13 protein-coding genes are annotated in these 14,792 nt (G+C 66.1%); 4 read left to right on the top strand and 9 right to left on the bottom strand.

Going from position 1 to position 14,792, the window contains the following annotated elements; all coding sequences use genetic code 11:
• Positions 1-9: 9 nt before the first annotated feature.
• The 4 genes from QN358_RS08725 to QN358_RS08740 are packed head-to-tail and all read right to left on the bottom strand — an operon-like array spanning position 10 to position 6,342.
• The gene (locus QN358_RS08725) at positions 10-2,052 is read right to left on the bottom strand and encodes an amino acid ABC transporter ATP-binding/permease protein (RefSeq protein ID WP_323512120.1); all 2,043 of its coding nucleotides are present in this window, start codon (positions 2,050-2,052) and stop codon (positions 10-12) included.
• Positions 2,052-3,815: a thiol reductant ABC exporter subunit CydD gene (gene cydD / locus QN358_RS08730; RefSeq protein WP_323512121.1), complete on the bottom strand. Its 1,764-nt coding sequence runs from the start codon at positions 3,813-3,815 to the stop codon at positions 2,052-2,054. The genes QN358_RS08725 and cydD overlap by 1 nt, the downstream gene beginning before the upstream one ends.
• Positions 3,812-4,930, bottom strand: coding sequence for a cytochrome d ubiquinol oxidase subunit II (gene cydB / locus QN358_RS08735; RefSeq protein ID WP_323512122.1), 1,119 nt, complete (start codon positions 4,928-4,930; stop codon positions 3,812-3,814). The genes cydD and cydB overlap by 4 nt, the downstream gene beginning before the upstream one ends.
• Positions 4,930-6,342, bottom strand: coding sequence for a cytochrome ubiquinol oxidase subunit I (locus QN358_RS08740; protein ID WP_323512123.1), 1,413 nt, complete (start codon positions 6,340-6,342; stop codon positions 4,930-4,932). The genes cydB and QN358_RS08740 overlap by 1 nt, the downstream gene beginning before the upstream one ends.
• A gap of 125 nt (positions 6,343-6,467) precedes the next feature.
• Here QN358_RS08740 and QN358_RS08745 point away from each other — a divergent pair, with 125 nt between their 5' ends.
• Positions 6,468-6,869 carry a BlaI/MecI/CopY family transcriptional regulator gene (locus QN358_RS08745; RefSeq protein ID WP_136643745.1) on the top strand — a complete coding sequence of 134 codons (402 nt, stop codon included), beginning with the start codon at positions 6,468-6,470 and terminating at the stop codon, positions 6,867-6,869.
• 20 nt (positions 6,870-6,889) lie between these two features.
• Complete coding sequence (locus QN358_RS08750) at positions 6,890-7,840, top strand: M56 family metallopeptidase (RefSeq protein ID WP_323512124.1); 951 nt, start codon at positions 6,890-6,892, stop codon at positions 7,838-7,840.
• A 95-nt stretch (positions 7,841-7,935) separates the two neighbouring features.
• Here the strand turns inward: QN358_RS08750 and QN358_RS08755 are convergent, their stop codons facing one another.
• The 5 genes from QN358_RS08755 to QN358_RS08775 all read right to left on the bottom strand — a co-directional run bounded on the left by QN358_RS08755 (position 7,936) and on the right by QN358_RS08775 (position 11,945).
• Positions 7,936-8,871 (bottom strand): ABC transporter substrate-binding protein, encoded by a 936-nt coding sequence (locus QN358_RS08755; protein WP_136643747.1) that lies wholly within the window; start codon positions 8,869-8,871, stop codon positions 7,936-7,938.
• Position 8,872: 1 nt separating this feature from the next.
• The gene (locus tag QN358_RS08760) at positions 8,873-9,619 is read right to left on the bottom strand and encodes an ABC transporter permease (protein WP_323512125.1); all 747 of its coding nucleotides are present in this window, start codon (positions 9,617-9,619) and stop codon (positions 8,873-8,875) included.
• Positions 9,616-10,317, bottom strand: coding sequence for an ABC transporter permease (locus QN358_RS08765; RefSeq protein ID WP_136643748.1), 702 nt, complete (start codon positions 10,315-10,317; stop codon positions 9,616-9,618). The genes QN358_RS08760 and QN358_RS08765 overlap by 4 nt, the downstream gene beginning before the upstream one ends.
• Positions 10,318-10,426: 109 nt before the next feature.
• Positions 10,427-11,239 carry an ABC transporter ATP-binding protein gene (locus tag QN358_RS08770; protein WP_136643749.1) on the bottom strand — a complete coding sequence of 271 codons (813 nt, stop codon included), beginning with the start codon at positions 11,237-11,239 and terminating at the stop codon, positions 10,427-10,429.
• 61 nt (positions 11,240-11,300) lie between these two features.
• Positions 11,301-11,945 carry a TetR/AcrR family transcriptional regulator gene (locus tag QN358_RS08775; protein WP_323512126.1) on the bottom strand — a complete coding sequence of 215 codons (645 nt, stop codon included), beginning with the start codon at positions 11,943-11,945 and terminating at the stop codon, positions 11,301-11,303.
• A gap of 198 nt (positions 11,946-12,143) precedes the next feature.
• Here QN358_RS08775 and QN358_RS08780 point away from each other — a divergent pair, with 198 nt between their 5' ends.
• Together QN358_RS08780 and QN358_RS08785 are read left to right on the top strand one after the other, a co-directional pair.
• Positions 12,144-13,211: an App1 family protein gene (locus QN358_RS08780; RefSeq protein WP_237280551.1), complete on the top strand. Its 1,068-nt coding sequence runs from the start codon at positions 12,144-12,146 to the stop codon at positions 13,209-13,211.
• Between the two features lie 6 nt (positions 13,212-13,217).
• Entirely contained in the window at positions 13,218-14,435 is a 1,218-nt protein-coding gene (locus QN358_RS08785) for a winged helix DNA-binding domain-containing protein (protein ID WP_136643751.1), read from the top strand.
• The last annotated feature ends 357 nt before the right edge of the window (positions 14,436-14,792 follow it).

The following is a 14,792-nucleotide window of genomic DNA, read 5'->3' on the forward strand; positions in this document are numbered from 1 at the left end:
GCCCGCGGTCTACCAGCCGACGGTGCCGAGCCGCAGGCGCTGCGTGACGAGGGCGGCCGGCACGTCAGTGTGGGAGATGAGGATCACGGTGCGTTCCGGCCCCGCCGCCTCGAGCAGGTCGACGAGCAGCCGCTCGACGCGATCGGGGTCGACGTTCGCGGTCGGCTCGTCGAAGATGACGACGGGGAAGTCGGCGAGCAGCATTCGCGCGAGAGCGATGCGCTGGGCCTGGCCGCCCGACACCAGCGATCCGCGTTCGCCCAGCCGAGCATCCAGCCCGCCCCGCTCGAGCGCCCAGTCGAGCAGGGCCACGCGGTCGAGCACCGCGAGCAGATCGTCGTCAGACGCCGTCTCGCGCGCGAACAGAAGGTTCTGCCGCAGGTTCGCGTCGAAGATATAAGGGTTCTGTTCGCACAATCCGATCATCGAGCGCACCTGCGCGGGCGCCAGCGTGCGAGCTTCGACGCCGCCGATCGTGAAACTGCCGCTGTACTCGAGAAACCGCACAAGCACGTGGGCGAGTGTGGTCTTGCCCGAACCGCTGGGCCCCTCGACCAGCAGTCGTGCTCCGCTCGGGATGCTCAGCTCGAGCCCGCGCAATGCCGTCAGCCCGGGCTGGAGTTGCCCGGTCGCTCGTGCGGGCCAGCTCGCGCCGAGCCCCCGCAGCTCGATGGCCGGTGCCCGCCGCGCCTCCACCCTCTGCAGTAACGGTTCGTCCCGCGCCCGCGCCCCCGTCCGCGCCTCTGCCTCCGCAAACTCCGCCGCACCCCCTCTGCCCACACCCACGCCCACACCACCCAAGCCCACGTCAATTCCACTCGGCGAAGTTTGCGGGTGTGGACCGGCCGTACCCACAAACTTCGCCGACCCGATTTCGTGGTGGCGCGCGGCGGAGGTGGGAGCTGCGGCGGAAGCGGGGACGGGAGCGGGGATCGGGACGGGCACGTGGATGGAAGCGGGGATCGGGACGGGCACGTGGATGGAAGCGGGGACGGAAGCGATGAGCGTGTCGACGCGGGGCTCGGCGGGGATCTCGGGCGGGAGGGTGTCGGGAACAGCGGAAGCGACACGGGTGGCGCTCGCGCGAACCTGACGCCAGGCACCGGCCGCGAGGGGCACGGCACCGAAGATCTCGAAGACGGCCATGGGCACGAGCACGATGACCGCGAGCGCGGGGCCGGAGATGCCTATCGAAAGCAACCCGGTGCCAGCGGTCGCCCCGGTACCGGCAGCAGACGCAGCAGCCACCCCCGCTGCGAAGGCGGGGATGCCGAACCACAGCGCGGCGGCGGTCGCGAGCCCCGACAGCAACGACACGGCGGCAGCGGTCGCCCCGGCGCCGGCGGCGCGAGCAAGGGTCGAACGGGTGAGGCGCGACTCGGTGCGGGCGAGGTCGGCGAGCCGGGCATCCAGCGCCTCGAAAGCGGTCAGTACGTCGAGCCCGACCACGAAATCGAGGGTCTGATCGGCGAAGTCCGCGCGCTGGGGGGCCAGGTCGCGGTCGGCGCGGGCCGAGAGGCGGAGGTTGACGAGGGTTCCGAGCAGCAGGGCGAGGGCCAGCGCCACGGCGAGGGCGATGCCGGCGGACGGCAGGATGATCCACACGACGATGACGGATGCCACCGCCACGACGACCGCGCTCACGAGCGGCTGAACTACGCGCAGCGGCAGGTTCTGCAGCTCGTCGACGTCGCCCACGAGCCGGGAGAGCAGGTCGCCGCGCCGGGTCTGAGCGAGGCCGTCAGGGGCGAGCGGGATGAGGCGGCGGAAGATTCCGACCCGCAGTTCGGCCAGCCCGCGGAACGCCGCGCTGTGGCTCAGCAGCCGGTCGAGGTAGCGGAACGTGGCGCGCCCGAGCGCGAATGCCCGCACCCCCACGATGGCGATCGAGAGGTACAGGATGGGCGGCTGGTCTGCGGCACGGGTGATGAGGTAGGCCGAGGTGGCGAGGAGCGCCACGGCCGAGACCGCGCTCAGCACACCGACGATGAGGCCGGGAGCGAACAGCCGCCAGCGCGGTTGGGCCAGGCGCAGCACGTCAGCGGTTCGCATCAGCGCACCGCGATTCTGCGGGCGCCGGTGGGGGTGCCGGGAGCCGCTGCGGGAGTGACAGTGCGGGCGGCGATTGGCGCCCCAACGCGCACGACGTGAGCAGCCGCCGCCCGAAAAGCCTCCCGGTGCGACACCACGACCACGACCATCCCGTCGGCCGCCAGCTGCCCGAGCCCGGCGATGAGCCGCGCCTCGGTTTCGCGGTCGAGCGCCGAGCTGGGCTCGTCGAGCACGAGTACGCGGCAGCCACGTTCGAGGGCGCGGTAGATGGCGCGCGCCACGGCAACGCGCTGGGCCTGGCCGCCCGACAGGCCGGCGCCGTTGACTCCGAGCCGGTTCGAAGGGGCGAGAGCGGGGTCGGGGGCGTCGGCTGCCGCGAGCGCCAGTGCGCGGGTGACGAGGGCGGGCGACGGATGCTCGCTGCCGAGCGTCACGTTCTCCCCGACGGTCGCGGCCATGAGCCCTGGCACTTGCCCGGCCCATGCCACGTCGGCTCGGCCGAGTGGTCGTGCGGTGAGGCCCATGGATGCCTTGCGTTCGGATGGATCACCGCTACCTACTAGTTCGATCGACCCGCCGAAGGGCACGAACCCGAGCATCGCTGCCACGATCGACGACTTCCCGGCCCCGCTCGGCCCGACGATCACGCTGAGCTGCCCTGCGGCGAACTCGGCGGAGAACCGGCGTACGGCGGCTGTGTCGGCGTACATCACGGTGAGGTCGTTGACCACCAGCCGACCGTCGGCACGGCTGCCGGTCGGCGAACCTGCCGTGCCATCAGCATCGCGAGCACCTTCAGCAACAGCGACACCAGCACCCGCACCCGCCAGCATCGCGAACACCTCCTCGGTCGCCTCGACCCCGTCGGCGGCCGCGTGGAACTGAGCCCCGACCTGCCGCAATGGCAGGAACGCCTCGGGCGCGAGCAGCAGCACGAACAGCCCCACGCCGAGCCCGAGGTCACCGCTCACCAGTCGTAACCCGACCGACACCGCGACGAGGGCGACCGACAGGCTCGCTGCCAGTTCGAGCGCGAATCCGCTCAGAAACGACAAGCGCAGCACCTTCATGGTGCTGGCACGGTACTCCTCGGTCACCGAGCGGATGCGCGTGACCTGCCGGTCGGCCCGCCCGAACACCTTCAGCGTCGACAGCCCCTCGACCACGTCGAGAAACCCGCTCGACAGGCGGCCGAGCTTCAGCCATTGCTCCTTCTGCGCGGTCTGCGTCGCCCAGCCGATGAGAATCATGAACACCGGAATCAGGGGCAGCGTGAGCAGAACCGTGATTCCGCTGGCGAAGTCGAACAGAAACAGCACGGCGACGAGAATCGGGGTGGCGAGAGCGGTCAGGATGAGCTGGGGAAGGTATTTCGCGAAGTACACATCCAGGGCATCCAGACCCGTCGTCAGGGTGGTGGTCACGGCGGCACTGCTGCGCGTCGACAGCCACGACGGGCCGAGCCGCGGCAACGCCCGCAGCACCTGCTGGCGCAGCTGGCTCTTCGCGATGGTGGCGCCGCGGGCGGAGTTCCACTCCATCATCCACACGAGCACCGAGCGCAGCAGCACCACGGCAACGAGCGCGACGAGCCGCCAGCCGAACGGCGTCGCTCCGTGCAGCGCGTCGACGACGCTCGAACTCACGAGCCACGCGAACGCGACGATGCACGCCGTCTGCGCCAGCCCGAGCACGGCGCCGAACCCGAAGAACGCCCGGGCGGCACCGGCGTAGCGCAGCAGCCGCGGATCGACGGGTTTCATCGGTCAGCACCCGCATCAGCACCCGCCGCGTCGCCCGCCGCCCCAGCCACGGCCCCGTGCCCACCTTCGGGCAGAGGCCCGTGCCCGCCCCCTGGCCCACCCCCGGTCCTGCCCCCTGGCACGCCGGTGATCGTCGCCCGGCTGAGCCGCTTGCGGAACACCCAGTAGGTGAACCCCTGGTACAGCAGAATCAACGGCACGAACACCAGCGCGACCCAGCTCATGATGGTGAGCGTGTAGGTCGACGACGACGCGTTCTCGACGGTCAGCGAGTGCGCCGGGTTGTTGCTGGCCGGCATCACGTCGGGCAGCAACGACACGAACAAGCTGAGCACGGCGAAGGCAATAGTCGCAGCCATCAGGGCGAACGCCCAGCGCTCGGCCCCCCGGTGGTTCGCGAGATAAGACCCGATGAGCGCCACCGCTGCGACGGCCGACAGGATGCCCGACATCACGGTTCCGAACAACACCGTCGTGAGCACCAAGAACACCGCGGCCACCACGATGGTCAGCAGCCCGGCACGAGAGGCGAGCCGACGGGCGCGCTGGCGAATGGGCCCGTCGGTCTTCAGTGCCACGAATACCACTCCGTGCGTGAAGAACAGCAGCAGCGTGGTGACTCCGCCGAGCATCGCGTACGGGTTGAACAGGTCGAGCAGCGACCCGGTGAAGTTGAACCCAGCGTCGAGCGGAACACCCCGCACGACATTGGCGAACACCAGCCCCCACAAGAAGGCGGGAACGGCTGAGCCGATCACGATCATCCGGTCGAAGCGTCGCTTCCAGACCAGCTCGGCCCGCTGGTGACGGTACTCGAACGACACCCCTCGCACGATCAGCGCCAGCAGAATGGCGAGAAAGATGAGGTAGAAGCCGCTGAAGAGCGTGGCGTACCACTCGGGAAATGCGGCGAACATGGCGGCGCCGGCCACGATGACCCAGGTCTCGTTCAGATCCCAGACGGGCCCGATCGTGTTGATCATGACGCGGCGGTCGACGTCGTCGCGGCCGAGGAACGGCAGCGCCATTCCCACGCCGAAGTCGAACCCGTCGAGCACGAAATAGCCGATGAAGAAGAAGGCGAGAACGCCGAACCAGATGCTGGGGAGATCCATCAGTACACCGTCGCTTCGTGTCGTATTTCGCCCGTCGCCTCATCGGGCGCAGAAAGTTCTTCCGGCCCCGCCTGCACGGCCTTCTTGATGAGTCTGAATTCGACCACCGCGAGGGTGCCGTAGATGAGCGTGAACGCGATCAGCGAGATGAGTACGTCGAGCCCGGTGGTGTTCGGCGAGACCGCGTCGCTCGTCTTCAGCAGGCTGAACACGATCCACGGCTGGCGCCCCATCTCGGTGAAAACCCAGCCCACGATCATGGCGATCAGCGGCAATGGCACCGACCAGATGGCCACCTTCCACACCCAGCGCTTCGTGGGCATGCGCCCCTTGCGGGTAGCCCAGAGGCCGCCGACCGCGATCATGGTCGACAGCACACCGAAGAGAATCATGTAGCGAAACGCCCAGTACGTGACCCAGATGGTCGGTGTGTAGTCACCGGGACCGTACAGCTGTGTGTACTGCGCCTGAAGGTCGTTGATGCCTTCGACCGTGCCGTCGAATGTGTGCGTCGACAGGAACGACAGCAGGTACGGGATGCGAATGGAGAACAGTTCGCTGACCCCGTCGGGCGTTCCCAGTGTGAACAGCGAGAACGACGCGTTCGCGCCCGTGGAGGTGTTGTAGAGCGCCTCGGCGGCCGCCATCTTCATGGGCTGGGTCGACACCATGGCGAGCCCCAGCTGGTCGCCGGAGAGAAAGGTGAGGCCGCCGCCGATGACCATCATCCACAACCCGAATTTCAGTGCGGGGCGCATCGAGTCGAGATGCTTTCCCCTGGAGAGGTGCCAGGCGGCCGCGCAGATGATCACGGCCGCCGTCACCATGAGGCAAGCGAAGATGGTGTGCGGAAACGCCGCCAGAGCGACCTTGTTGGTCAGCAGGGCCCAAATGTCGGTCAGTTCGGCGCGACCCTTGGCCTCGTTGATCTGGTAGCCCACCGGGTTCTGCATGAACGAGTTCGCCGCGATGATGAAATACGCCGAGAGGATGCTTGCCGCGGCTGTCACCCAGATCGTTGCGAGATGCAGCTTCTTCGGCAATCGATCCCAACCGAAGATCCAGAGCCCGATGAAGGTCGCCTCGAGGAAGAATGCCAGCAGCCCTTCGAGCGCCAGAGGAGCCCCGAACACGTCGCCGACGAACCGCGAGTAGTCACTCCAGTTCATACCGAACTGGAACTCCTGCACGATTCCGGTGACGGTTCCCATGGCGAAGTTGATCAGGAAGATCTTGCCGAAGAACTTGGTGAGCTGCAGGTACTTCGCCTTGCCCGTGCGCACCCATGCGGTCTGGAAGAGGGCTACGGTCAGCGCCATGCCGATCGTGAGCGGCACGAACAGAAAGTGGTAGATCGTTGTCAGGCCGAACTGCCAGCGCGACAGCAGCAGCGGGTCAAGCCAGTCGTTCACGTGTCCTCCGCGAAATCGTTCTCGACGACGAATTTTCTACAAGCGGTAGAACTCGTCTTCTACACAGTGTAGAACAGTTCTACCGCTCGTAGAAGTTCCACAGCAAAACGCGCTATTCTTGTGCCATGGCAACGCTGGGCGACCTCGAACGATCGATTATGGAGAGACTGTGGGAGAACCACTCCCCTCTCTCTGCGGCCGACCTCAAAGACGAACTCGCGCACAAGACGAGTGCCGGCAAAGACCTGGCGCTGACGACCATGCTGACGGTGCTCTCCCGTCTCGAACGCAAGGGTTTTGTCAGCCGAGACCGCAAAGTGCGCCCTCACCTCTACTTCGCCGTCACGACACGGGCCGACCACACCGCCGAGCTGCTGCAGCAGGTTCTGGGTGCAGAACCCGACCGTGCCACCGCGCTGGCACACTTCGTGGGCCAGGTCAGCCCCGAAGAAGCTGAGACGCTTCGCCAGCTTCTCACGCAGCGCGCCGTTCAGCTGCCCGAAGACAGCGTCGCTACCGACGGCTGACGATCGCCTACGCTGAACGCGTGCTCTTCGCTTCTGTCACCCTCGCCGCGCTGGCTGTGCTTCTCGCATGGCCGGTGCCGGTTCTGCTGGCAAAGGCTCACTGGCCCACCCGGTCACCCGGCATAGCCCTGCTGCTCTGGCAGGCCATCGCCATCTCTGGCGGCCTGTCGATGATCGGCTCGCTGGTGACGTTCGGGCTGATTCCGTTCGGTGGCAGTCTGCTGCAGGGGCTCGCTCAACTGCCCCAACTGCTCGCCGAGGGGCCGCTGCCCGCCGGCACCGGGCTGATTCACATCTTCGCGCTCAGCAGCGCAGCGCTGCTCGCAGCGCACCTCGTTCTGAACCTGATCGTGACCGTCACTCGCACCGAGCGCCAGCGCCGACGGCACCGTTCGCTCGTCGAATTGCTGAGCACTCCCCTGCCTGACCGGCCCGGCGCGCCCATTCACATCATCGACTCTCCGGCGCCCGTCGCGTACTGCCTGCCCGGCGCCCGAACGGTCACGGTTCTCTCTGAGGGTCTGGTGGCGCTGCTCGACCCCCCGCAGCTCGAGGCGGTCATCGCGCACGAACGTGCTCATCTGCGCCAGCAACACCACATTCTGCTGGTCGCTTTTCAGTCGTGGCGCAGCAGCCTGCCCTGGTTTCCCATCGCAACCCGCGCACAGGTGGCCGTCTCTCTGCTCGTCGAGATACTGGCGGATGACCAGAGCCGCCGCCACACCGATGCTGAAACGTTGGCCGGGGCCATCGCCCTCGTGGGTTCGGCCGAGACCAATGCCCTGACGACCAACGCAACACAGTTCGTCGAATCGTCGGCCGCTCTGGCATCGGAACGCTCGGCCGTGTCGATGCGGGTCGACAGGCTCGCGCATCCGGAGCCCCAGCTGCCACTGGCCGAACGGGTGCTCATTCTCGTGGCGGCTGCGGTGCTGCTCGCGGTGCCGCTGGTGCTGCTGCTCGCGTCATAGCCACCACTCTGGCGCTCCAGAACGCAGAACGGCCGGCCACCTGTGAAGGGTGACCGGCCGTCGTGCGCCAGCAGCGAACTACCGGCGCTGCGTATCTAGAACAGTTTCACTTTGGCGAGCCACTCTTTGGCGATGTCGGCCGACGACTTCTGGTCGGTCGTGCTCTCACCGTTCATCGACACGAGGTCGGCGGTGGTGAGGGCGGCGTCGACCTTGTTGATCACGTCGGTGACCTTCGGGGTGGCAGCCGACTTGTTGATCAGCGGAATCACATTCGAGGCGAGAAACAGGTGCTTCGGGTCGCTCAGCGTGACCAAGTTGTTCGCACCGATGCTGGGGTCAGCGCTGTAGATGTTCGCGACCTGAATGGTGTTGTCGAGCAGGGCCTTCAGCGTGAGCGGGCCGGCCGAGTCGTCGATGGGTGTGAAGCCCACGGTGACGCCGTAGGTCGACTGCAGCCCGGGAGGGCCGTAGGGGCGCGTCGCGAGTTCGGCGTTGCCCCCGAGCGTCACGCCCGAGACCTTGGCGAGGTCGGCAATGCTCTTCACTGCGTTGGCGTCGGAGAAGGCCTTCGTCACGTTGTACGAGTCTTGGTCAGCGGCCTGTGACTGCTGCAGAACCTCGAGCTGCGAGGGAACAGCTTTCGCGAGCCCGGCGAAGACGTCGTCGGCGCTGGTGGCCGTGGTGGTCTTGTCGTAGTACTGCAACAGGTTGCCGCTGTATTCGGGGAACAGCGTCACCTCGCCGCTTTCGAGCGCCGGCAGGTAGGCGTCGCGCTGGCCGATGTTGAACTTGCGGGTCACGGTCAGGCCATTGGCCTCAAGTGCCTGAGAGTAGATCTCCGCAATGATTTCGTTCGAGTAGTACGACTGCGACCCGACGACGATGGTGCCCGACGCGGCCGTACCCGTTGAACTCGAGCCCGCGTCGAGCGGGCTGCTGCTTGATGAACACCCTGCCAGTGCGACTGCCGCACTGACCGCGATGACGCCAAGAGCGGCGACACGGCCTTTCTTCAATGCTGTGAACATGCTATTTCCCTTCGTGGATGGGGGATCCCACCGTTGTGCGCGGCCTGGTTGACCGCGAACGAACATCTTTTATTCGACCCGCGGCAACACCGCGTGGAACGAACAACCTCTGGAGGAGGGCGAATATGCCCTCGAGAATCAACGCGAGCGCGGTGACCAGAATCGAGGCGCCCATCAGCTCGGCGTAGTTCCTCGTTTTGAGGCCTTCGTTGATGAAGACTCCGAGCGCGCCGCCACTGGCAAAGTACGCGAGTGTTGCGGTGGCCACGACCTGCAGCACACCTGACCGGATGCCCCCCACGAGTAGCGAGAAGCCGAGTGGCAGTTCAACCTTCGTCAGAACCTGCCATTCGGTCATACCCTGCGCCCGGGCGGCGTCGATCGTACGACGGTCGACGGCTTCGAGACCCGAGTAGGCGCCGGCGAGAATGGGCGGAACGGCGAGGATAACGAAGGAGACGAGGGGCGCCTTGAATCCGATTCCTATGCCGAGGGCGAAGATGATGAGCAGGCCCAGGCTCGGCAGCGCCCGCAGGCCTCCCGAGAGTGAGACGGCGATGTCGCGGCCACGGCCGGTGTGCCCGATCCAGAGCCCAAGCGGAATGGCGACGAGTGAGGCGATGGCCACAGCACCGAAGGTGTAGGCGAGCTGCTCACCGATGCGGCTCGGAATGCCGCCCGAACCGTCGGAATGGGTGGGATCGAAGATCCACATGATGCCTTGCAGAAAGAGATTCACGCCTGTCACGCCCCCGTCACTGCGGTGAGAACGGCGCTGTCGCGCTGGGCGCGGGCGCGTCTTCGGCTGGGCCGGTCGGCACGGCTCCACGGCAGCAGCATGCGGCCGAGCATCACGAGGATGAAGTCGAAGACGATGGCGATGATGAGGGTCGCCACGATTCCGCTGGCCACCTCTGCCACGATGTTGCGCTGCAGGCCGTTCAAGAAGAGGTAGCCGAGGCTCGACACCCCGATCACCGAGCCGATGCTGACGAGGCTGACCGTGCTGACCGAGACCACGCGAAGCCCGGCGAGCAACACCGGCCCGGCGAGGGGAAACTCGACGCGCCAGAACCGGCTCCAGGTCGAGTAGCCCATGGCGGTGGCCGCCTGGCGCACTCCCGGGTCGACGGCGGCCAGGGCATCCGCCACCGAACGCACCATGAGGGCGACGGCGTAGATGGTGAGGCCGACCACGACGTTGATGGGATCGAGGATGCCCGTTCCCAGTATCACCGGGAGGGCGATGAACAGCGGCAGTGAGGGAATCGTGTACAGCAGGCCGCTGATGGTGAGCAGAACACCACGCGAGGCACTAAAGCGGTTGGCGAGCCAGCCGAGAGGAATCGCAATGAGGAAGCCGAGGATGATGGGCGGCACGGCGAGGGCGATGTGATCGAGCGTGAGGCTCCAGATCAGGCCGAGGTTGTTGGTGACCCAGTTCATGCGAGCCTCCTCGAACGCGCCCTCATCATGGCGGCCCAGTTCTGAACGAGGCCTTCCGCTCGGCGACGACTCAGCCGGTCGGTCGGCACACGGCCGTGGTTTCGGGTGTTCACGACTGCAACACCCCAGTGGGCCGACCGTCTTCGTCGACAACGACGTTGCGGCCGTTGACCACTTCGACCCGCAGGGCGCGGCGGCCGCGATCGGCTCCGATGAACGTGGCGACGAAGTCATTGGCCGGTTGTGAGAGGATCTCGGCTGGCGAACCGGCCTGCGCGATGCGGCCGCCCTTCTCGAGCAGCACCACCTGGTCGCCGAGCAGAAACGCTTCGTCGATGTCGTGGGTGACGAACACGATGGTCTTGCCGAGGTCGCGCTGAATTCGCACGAGCTCCTGCTGGAGTTCGGCCCGCACGATGGGGTCAACCGCGCCGAACGGTTCGTCCATGAGCAGGATGTTCGGGTCGGCGGCAAGGCCACGCGCGACGCCGACGCGCTGCTGCTGACCGCCAGAGAGCTGGCTGGGGTAGCGGTCGGCTAGGGCGCGGTCGAGGCCTACGGTGTCGAGCAGGCGGAGTGCTGCATCCCGAGCCGCGGCCTTCTTCACCCCGTTCAGGAGCGGCACGGTCGCCACATTGTCGACGACCTTGCGGTGTGGCAGCAGCCCGGAGTTCTGCATGACGTACCCGATGCTTCGACGGAGCTTCACCGGGTTCAGCGAGTGAATGTCTTCGCCGTCGATCTCAATGTCGCCCGAGGTCTTCTCGACCATGCGGTTGATCATGCGCAGGATGGTGGTCTTACCCGAGCCTGACGAGCCCACCAGCACGGTGGTCTGGCGGGCGGGAATGATCAGACTGAAGTCGTCAACCGCGACGGTTCCGTCAGGAAACTGCTTGGTAACCGCTCGGAATTCGATCATTGGCCAAGCAAAACACCAAACTCAGCATTAGGCAAAGTCTCGCGCGGGCCTTGACGGATTATTACGCAGCTGATTGCGCAAGGTAGCTCTGCACGATGGCGCGGGCCTCGGTGATGATGGCCGCGTCGCCGTTCTTGTCGGCGATGAACGCGCGAACCAGCAGCGCGTCGGTCATATTGACCGACATCTCGAGGCGCAGGGTGAGCTCTGCCGAGGCGTCGACGCCGAAGTCCTGCGTGATGATCGCGGCGAACGCGTCAGCGATTCGGGCTGACCGGATGCCCGCGGGCTCCACATCGGGGTACGTGACGAGGTCGCCCAGTCGAATGGACGTGAAGCCCACCTCAGTGCGGTGCATCTCGACCGCGGTGTCGAAGCTCACGAGCATGAGCTCGACCCACGTGCTGGGCTTCTCACGCAGAATGTTCTCGCGGGTCTGGCGCAGAAAGCGATCCATGCTGCGCAGGCTGAGAGCCGAGAGTACCGCGATGCGGTCGGGAAAGTAGCGGTAGACCGTGCCGATCGAGGCGCCAGCGCGCTCAGCGACCATGGCCGTCGTCATTCGTTCGACGCCGACCTCTTCGATGACCTCGGCGGCAGCGTCAACCAAGGCGGAGATACGAGTCGAGCTACGAACCTGTACGGGCTCGTTACGAACGTTCACCATTTCGAGCAGGGTTTCGTCGATGAGTTTACTGAGTGACACTTTTCTGACCCGTCCCCTAATTTGTAACAAGTAAGTCTCATGTTACCTCTCGGGCTGACGACCTCAACGCCGATATGACGGCATCTCACAAAATTCCCGCTCATTTGACAGCAAAGTCTGGCGACGATCCTTGTCACGGGCGAGCTGGCTGCAGAGGCTTCTGTCAGGGCGCACAGCGTTCTCTGTCAGACTGGGCACGTGTCGAACGAGTCGGTAAACCTCCCACCCGCGAAAGTCACGCCTGAGCTGATTCTGCACAGAGCCGCGCGAATCGAAGATGCCGTGCACGAGTTCCGTGAGAACAGGGCGCGCAAGCGCGGGTACCAAGTGACCGTCATCCCGTACACGGGCTACGGCTCCACCACGTGGATCAGGGTGCTCAGCCGGGTGCTGCTCACCCGCGACCCGAAACCGCGTCGGCGCCTGCCCATCATTGGTCGGCGTGACGAGACGGTGCGGGGCTGGCGGAGCTTCACGGCGGTGCCCATCAACGATGTCGATGTGACCATCACCGTGGGCGGAGTGGAACACGAGGTGAAAGCCGACCGCGGCGGAGTGGTCGACGTGGTGATCGAGGCGACCCTCGAACCCGGCTGGCACACCATTCAGTTGCGCGCCGAAGACTCCGAAGTCGTCACTTCTCCGGTCTTCATCATCGAACCCGACGCCAAGTTCGGGGTCGTGTGCGACGTCGACGACACGGTCATGGTCACGGCACTTCCGCGGCCCCTGCTCGCGGCCTGGAACACTTTTGTACTCGACGAGCACGCGCGCGTACCCACGCCGGGTATGGCTGTGCTGCTCGACCGGCTGGCAACCGAGCATCCGGGCTCCCCCACCATCTACCTCTCGACGGGCGCCTGGAACGTCGCGCCCACTCTCACTCGCTTCCTGTCGCGCAACCTGTACCCGTCGGGGCCTCTGCTGCTGACCGACTGGGGGCCAACGCACGACCGGCTCTTTCGCAGCGGGCGCGAGCACAAACGCGACAACCTGCACCGGCTCGCCGAAGAGTTTCCGCAGATGCGGTGGCTGCTGGTGGGTGACGACGGGCAGCACGACGAAGAGATCTACGGCGAATTCGAAGAGCAACATCCGGCGAACGTGGCCGCCATCGCCATTCGGCAGCTCTCCGCGGGCGAGGCCGTGCTGGCCGGTGGGCGATCGAAAGCCGAATTCATGAGCGAGAAGTCTGATGCGCTGTGGATCTACTCGCCCGACGGCTCGGGCATCGCCCATCAGCTGAACATCGCCGGCCTGCTGTAGGTTCGCGTGCTACCTGGCCATCGCAGAACGCTGACGGGCCTGCGACTCGTCAGCCAGGGCATCCAGAACCCTGTCGGCGACAGCGCGGGCGCCGTGGCAGGTGCCGTGGTGGGTGCCGCTGCCGCTGCTGGTGTGGTCGGGTACCTCGCCGCCGTTCAGGCGCAAGATCTGCCCGGGGCGAAATGGTCGGTGGGGCTCCGGATGCCCGGCGGCACCCTCGCCGATGTCGACGCCGCTCTGGCTGACGGCAGTGTCGTTCGTTCGTGGCCGTTTCGCGGCACCCTGCATTTCGTCGCCGGAGTCGATCTGCGCTGGATGCTCGACCTCACCGCCACCCGCACCCTCGCCGGTGCGGCCACCCGACACCGGCAGCTCGGACTCCACCCGGAGACCTTCGCGCTTGCGCACCGCGTCGCCGTGGATGCGCTCGAAGGCCACCGCAACCTCACCCGCGACGAGCTCTTCGCCGTGTTTCGCACGCACGGAATCGCGACCGACGCAAACCGTGGATCGCACCTGCTCTGGTACCTCAGCCATCACAAAGTGCTGTGCTTCGGGCCAATGAAAGGCGCGGCCCAGACGATCGTGCTGCTCGACGAATGGATTTCGCAGTCAACGGCACGCCAGCTGACGCGCGACGAGAGTCTGGGCGAGCTGGCACGGCGGTACTTCAGTGCGCGCGGACCAGCCACGGTCAAAGACTTTCTCTGGTGGTCGGGGCTGCTTCTGAAAGACGCGACCCTCGGCATCGAACTGGCTGGCGACGCACTGGAGTCGATGGTCGTAGACGACCGAACCTACCTGCGGGCGGCGCGAGGAGGGTCAGACGATGACTGGCCTCGTGGCGACGGGTCTGCGATCCGCAGGTCTGCGCTCCGCGGTTCTGCTGGCGTGGGTTCTGACGGTGAGGCTTCTGATGCGGCCTCTGCGAACGTTCATCTGCTACCCGGGTTCGACGAGTATCTACTCGGCTACTCTGACCGCAGCGCGCCGCTCGCGCCCGAGCACATGGAACGGGTTGTGCCAAGCAGCAACGGCTTGTTCCTGCCGACCATCGTGGCGGGCGGGCACGTCGCCGGCACGTGGCGGCGGCACGCTACCTCGAAACGAGTGACCGTCACGGCTGAGCCTTTTGAACCGTTCTCTGCTGTGCAACACGCAAGCTTTACCAGCGCAGCCGAACGGTACGCGCGGTACCTCGGCCTCGCTCTCGCCAGCTCGTAGTCGAGGGGGCACCGAGGCGTGCTCGAGCGCTGGCGGCGGCCGTCAGGTTGTGTATGGTCGTGGTTGTCTGACCCATGGCGGTAGTGGTGTTGTGGGCAAAGGTCCGCGTCTTCGTGATCTGATTTGGGAGCAGGGTCGTGGGGTTTGTTCCCAGTCGATGCTTTTCGGTGGGATCAGCACGGGAACGCCGTTCTGCATGGCGAGTTTCCACTCAGAAGAATGCACATGTGTGTGGTGGAAGTGGCAGAGCAGTGCCCCGTTATCGATGTCTGTACGGCCTGGTGCGTAGGTGTGGTGTTTCCAGTCGTCGACGTGGTGGCTTTCGCACCAGGACGGGCCGCGGTCGCAGCCCGGCCA

The organism is Subtercola sp. RTI3 (assembly GCF_035018625.1).
Classification (GTDB): Bacteria; Actinomycetota; Actinomycetes; order Actinomycetales; family Microbacteriaceae; genus Subtercola; species Subtercola vilae.